Below are 4,813 nucleotides of genomic sequence, written 5' to 3'. Positions count from 1 at the left end.
CAGCCGTCGCCCCACCCTGCGAGCCCACCGCCAGCGACGCCTGCGCCCCGTACAGCGCGCGGCGCACGCCCTCCACGGAGAAGCGCATCGGGTTGAGCGTCATCACCCATGACATCACCGGCCCCGCGCCCTTCACCGGGAACATGGCCCCGGAGAGCACCCACATGGGCAGCATCACCAGGCTCATCACCGCGTGGTAGCCCGCGCTCGACTTCACCCACCAGGCGAGCGCCATGCCCATGCCGGTGAGCGCCAGCGCGGACAGCACCATCACCGCCGCGAGCAGCGGGTAGTCCACCGCCTTCACGTCCACGCCCGCCAGCGGCGCGAAGAGCAGGAACAGCGACGCCTGCATCAGCGCGATGGTGGACGACCCCAGCGCCTTGCCCAGCACCACCGCCAGCCGCGAGCCCGGCCCCGCCAGCACCGCCTGGAGGAAGCCCTCCTTGCGGTCCTCGATGACGGTGATGGTGGCGAAGATGGCGCTGAAGAGCACCACCATGGTGACGACGCCCGGGAAGAAGAACTGCTGGTAGCCCAGCCCCTGCGCGCCCTCCACGCGGAACGAGCCCGCGAACCCGGAGCCGATGACGAACCAGAACAGGATGGGCTGCGCCAGCGCGCCCACCACCCGGCTGGGCTGCCGGAAGAAGCGCACCACGTCGCGCGAGAGCAGCACCCACACGGTGGCCCACTGCAAGGCCAGCGTCCCCGGCTCCCGGCGGTGGACCGGGGCGGCGGGAGCGTCCAGTGAGGGGGACGGAACAGGCACGGGGATGTCGGCGCTCATCGGCGTTTCCTCGGCGCGGGCGTGGGCGAGGGAGCATCCGCCCCCAGGGCCTTCCCGGTGAGCTGGAGGAACACGTCCGCCAGCGTGGGCCGGCGCAGCGACACGGAGGCGAACCGCCCCGGAGGGAAGGCCTCCACCAGCCGCGGCACCAGCGCGTGTCCCTGCGAAGCCTCCACCTGCACCCGCCCCTCCACCACCGTCGCCGCGAGCCCCAGCCGCTCCGTCACCTGCGCGGCCAGCGCCTCCGGCTCCGGGCCCTCCAGCGTGAGGATGTCCCCGCCCATGCGCGAGGCGAGCGCCCGGGGCGTGTCGCACGCCACCAGCTTCCCGGCGTCCAGCACCGCCAGCCGGTCGCACCCTTCCGCTTCATCCGCGCGGTGCGTGGTGAGCAGCACCGTGACGCCCTGCGCGTCGCGCAGCCGCTTGAGGTGCGTCCAGAAGGTGCGGAAGGCCGCCTCGTCCAGGCCCTGCGTGGGCTCATCCATCAGCACCACGCGCGGCTGGTGGACCAGCGCCCGCGCCAGCTCCAGCCGCCGGCGCATGCCGCCCGACCAGGTGCCCACCTTCTCATCGCCCCGGTCCTGCAGGCCGATGAGCGACAGCATCGTCTCGACGCGCGCCTTCGCGTCCGCGCCCGTGAGGCCGTACAGCCGCGCGCCCAGGAGCAGGTTCTCCCGGGCGGTGAGCAGGTCATCCAGGCTGCTCTTCTGGAAGATGATGCCCATCTGGCGCCGCAGCGTCGGGTCGCTCAGGGACAGCACCTTGCCGGCGAAGTGCACCTGCCCCGCGTCCGGCGAGAGCAGGCCCGCGAGCAGTTGGAAGGTGGTGGACTTGCCAGCGCCGTTGGGCCCCAGGAGACCCAGGATTTCGCCCGGCTGCACGGACAGCGACAGCCCGTCCACGGCGGTGCGCTCGCCGAAGCGGCGCGTGAGCCCCTCGATGCGCAGCAGCGGCGGGGGCGGGGTTGGAACGGAGGTGTCAGGCATGCGAAAGGCGGCCTCGCACCCGGACGCAGCGAGGGGGCTAGCCGCGGGGGATGCGGTCCAGCGCCATCACGGCGAACAGGCCGGTGAGATACACGAGCGAATACACGAACGTCTGGCGCGCCCAGGGCTTTCCCAGGTGCTTGAAGAAGCCCCACGCCCCCAGGCCCAGGAAGCCCAGCCCCAGCAGCACCGCCGCGGCCAGGTACCACGTGCCCGCGATGTGCAGTTGGAACGGCAACAGCGTCATGGGCACCAGCGCCACCAAGTAGAGCACCACCTGCGCGCGGCTGGACTCGTCCCCGCGCTCCAGCGGAACGGACTTGAGGCCCGCGGCGGCGTACTCGTCCTTGCGGAACAGCGCGATGGCGATGAAGTGCGGCATCTGCCAGAGGAACATGATGGCGAACAGCGCGAAGCCGCCCGCGTCCACCCGGTCCGTCACCGCCGTCCAGCCCATGAGCGGAGGCAGCGCGCCGGGAATCGCACCCACCAGCATCGCCGCGGACGTGCGGGCCTTGAGCGGCGTGTACGCCAGCACGTAGCTGAGCAGCGCGACGAGCCCCAGCACGCCGGTGAGCAGGTTGGCGCCCAGCACCAGCGCGGGCAGCGACACCGCCGCCAGCGACAGGCCGAACCACAGCGCCGTGTTGGGGTCCATGCGCCCGGCGGGCAGCGGCCGGTTGCGCGTGCGCGCCATGAACTGGTCGCTGTGACGCTCCCAGTAGCAGTTGAACGCGTTCGCCGCGCCCACCGTGCCCGCCGTCGCCAGCAGCGTCACCAGCGTCCGCACCGGCGTGAAGTGCCCCGGAGCCATGAACATGCCGCCCGCCGCGGTGATGAGCACCAGCGACGACAGCCTCGGCTTGGTGAGGGAAATCAGGTCGGACGCGGTGGACGACTGGGACAGGGCACGCGCGCTCAAGCGGACTCCAGCAGGTAGTCCCTGGACCGCGGTCGCTCCCGGCTACCGGTCAAGGGGGTGTGGGGTGGACCCTCCCATACCGTCACCCGGGAGGGGTGGCAAGGCTGGGGCTCCCCGCCACATCAGCCTGCCTTGTCGCCCCCCGTCAAAAACGAAACGCCGCGAAGCCCGGGAAGGGGCCTCGCGGCGTGGGGGACAGCGGGAGGCGGGGCTTCAGTTCCCCGCGAGCCGCTGCGCGTCGGCGAGGTACTCGCCCTTGGGCTCGCGCCGCACGTACTCGGCCGCCAGCGTCTTGACCTTGCCCGACTGCTTGGCGTCCTTGGAGAGCAGCTGCGCGTAGAAGTAGTAGGCCGCCGAGTAGTTCTCGTCGGCCTGCAGCGCGCGCTGGTAGGTCTCGTCCGCCTTCGCGGCGTCGCCCTTGCCCTGGTAGACGCGGCCCAGCTCCGTGAGCGCGTTGGCGACGCGGTCCGGCTGGCCGAAGAACTCCTGGCTGGCCTTCTCCAGCTGCTCCTTCGACTTGTCCCACTCCGAGCGCTCCCGGTAGATGGCGCCCATGGCGAGCCGGGCCTCCGGGTTCTTCGCCTTGGGGTCCTTCACCGCGCGCTGGTACTGCGCGAGCGCGTCCTCCAGCTTGTTCTGGCGGCGGTAGGCGTTGCCCAGCATCACCACCAGCTTGGGGCTGTCGCCCATCGTCTTGAGCGCGGTGACGAGCGCCTCGGAGGCCTCCTTCTCACCGCCCGGCTTGCCCATGAGAGCCTTGGCCAGCTCGACGTGGAACTGAGCACGGCTGCCGTCCGCGCGGATGGCCTTGCGGATCTCCTCCGCGGCCGCGTCGAAGTTGCCCTCCGCCAGCAGGCGGCGGCCCTTGATGAGGTTCAGCTCCGGGTTCTGCTTGTCGAGCGCGAAGCCGGTCTCCTCCGCCTTCGTGACCTCCTGCTTCGCCTTGGCGGGCTCCGCCGGCACGCCCGTGGCCTCGGTCAGCAGCTGCTGCTGGTCCGGCTTGAGCGTGGGCATGGCCAGCGCCACGCGGGCGATGAGCAGCGAGCGCGCGAGCTGCGCGGTGGCGAGCTGACGCGGGCTGGGCGGGGGCTCCGCCTCCAGCAGCTTCTTGATGTCCCGGCTGGCCACCGCGTAGTTCGGCGCGTCCTGCTCCAGCATCAGGAGCGAGCGGCCCAGCAGCGACTCCGGGTGGTCCTTCTCGTAGCGCAGGGCGAAGTCGTAGTTCTTCCAGGCGGTGTTGTCCTGGCCCAGCCGGCGGTACACCGCGCCCAGCCCCGCGTAGACGCGCGGATCATCCGGAGCCAGCGCCTGCGCGCGCTCCAGGCTGTCACGCGCGCGCTCCAGGTCACCCGCGTTCATCTGGATGAGGCCCAGCGTGAGGTACAGGAGCGAGGACGCCTTGTTCTGGTCGTTGAGCTCCTTGACCTGCGTCTCCAGCGAGGCCAGCGCGCCCTTGCCGTCACCGCTGTACGTCTTGATCAGCGCCTGAGCGGCGATGAGGTGGCTGGACAGCTCCTTGCCCTTCTGGGCCGCCGCCAGGTGCTCCTCGGCCTGCCGGCGCGCGTCGTCGCCGCCGCCGTGCTCACCCCAGCGGATGGCGTACGCGTACGCCAGATAACCGTGAGCCGCGGTGGAGTCGGCATCCACCTCCAGGGCCAGGTCCGCCGCCTCGCACGCCTTCTTGTAGCTGGCGAACGAGTCGTGCTTGAGCTGCTCGGTGGCGACGTCCAGGTTCTTCTTGAGCTCGCGGCTGCGCTTCTTGGCCTGCGCCGAGTAGAAGCCGTATCCACCCGCGAACAGCGGGATGAGGATGAGCAGGACCATCGACAGCATCTTGCTGCCGTTGCTCTTGGGCGGGCTCTTGCGGCGCGACGAGGGCTCGTCCTCGTCGTCCTCGACCTCTTCCACCACCACCTGCGGACGGCGCTGGGTGGGGCGCGAGGCGGAATCCGACGGGCGCGCCGTGCGGGCCGCCTGCTGGGACGGGGCGTTGATGCGGCCCACGGACGTGGTGGCGGGCGATTCAGCGGCGGCGGGCGGGGCCGTCACGGGGACGGTCGCCGCGGCGGGCGCTTCAGCGGCGGCCGGGGGCGGCGCGGCCACGGGCGCGAGCAC

At 71.5% G+C, this 4,813-nt stretch carries 4 protein-coding genes; all 4 read right to left on the bottom strand.

The genetic code is table 11. The features are described from left to right. Positions 1 to 790 (bottom strand): ABC transporter permease (locus tag D7Y11_RS41665; protein ID WP_126936438.1); only part of this gene is annotated, 790 nt, incomplete at its 3' end. Then, positions 787 to 1,776 carry an ABC transporter ATP-binding protein gene (locus D7Y11_RS41660; protein WP_126936437.1) on the bottom strand — a complete coding sequence of 330 codons (990 nt, stop codon included), beginning with the start codon at positions 1,774 to 1,776 and terminating at the stop codon, positions 787 to 789. The genes D7Y11_RS41665 and D7Y11_RS41660, both read right to left, overlap by 4 nt. 37 nt (positions 1,777 to 1,813) lie before the next feature. Continuing rightward, positions 1,814 to 2,698, bottom strand: a complete 885-nt coding sequence (gene cyoE / locus D7Y11_RS41655) for a heme o synthase (protein ID WP_120578928.1) — start codon at positions 2,696 to 2,698, stop codon at positions 1,814 to 1,816. Between the two features lie 213 nt (positions 2,699 to 2,911). After that, a partial coding sequence (locus D7Y11_RS41650; RefSeq protein ID WP_233607573.1) for a tetratricopeptide repeat protein occupies positions 2,912 to 4,813 on the bottom strand: 1,902 nt, incomplete at its 5' end.

This window comes from Corallococcus sp. AB018 (assembly GCF_003986945.1).
GTDB lineage: Bacteria > Myxococcota > Myxococcia > Myxococcales > Myxococcaceae > Corallococcus > Corallococcus exiguus.
The sequence above is the reverse complement of the archived record's forward strand: the minus strand, read 5'-3'. Positions and strand labels throughout refer to the sequence as shown.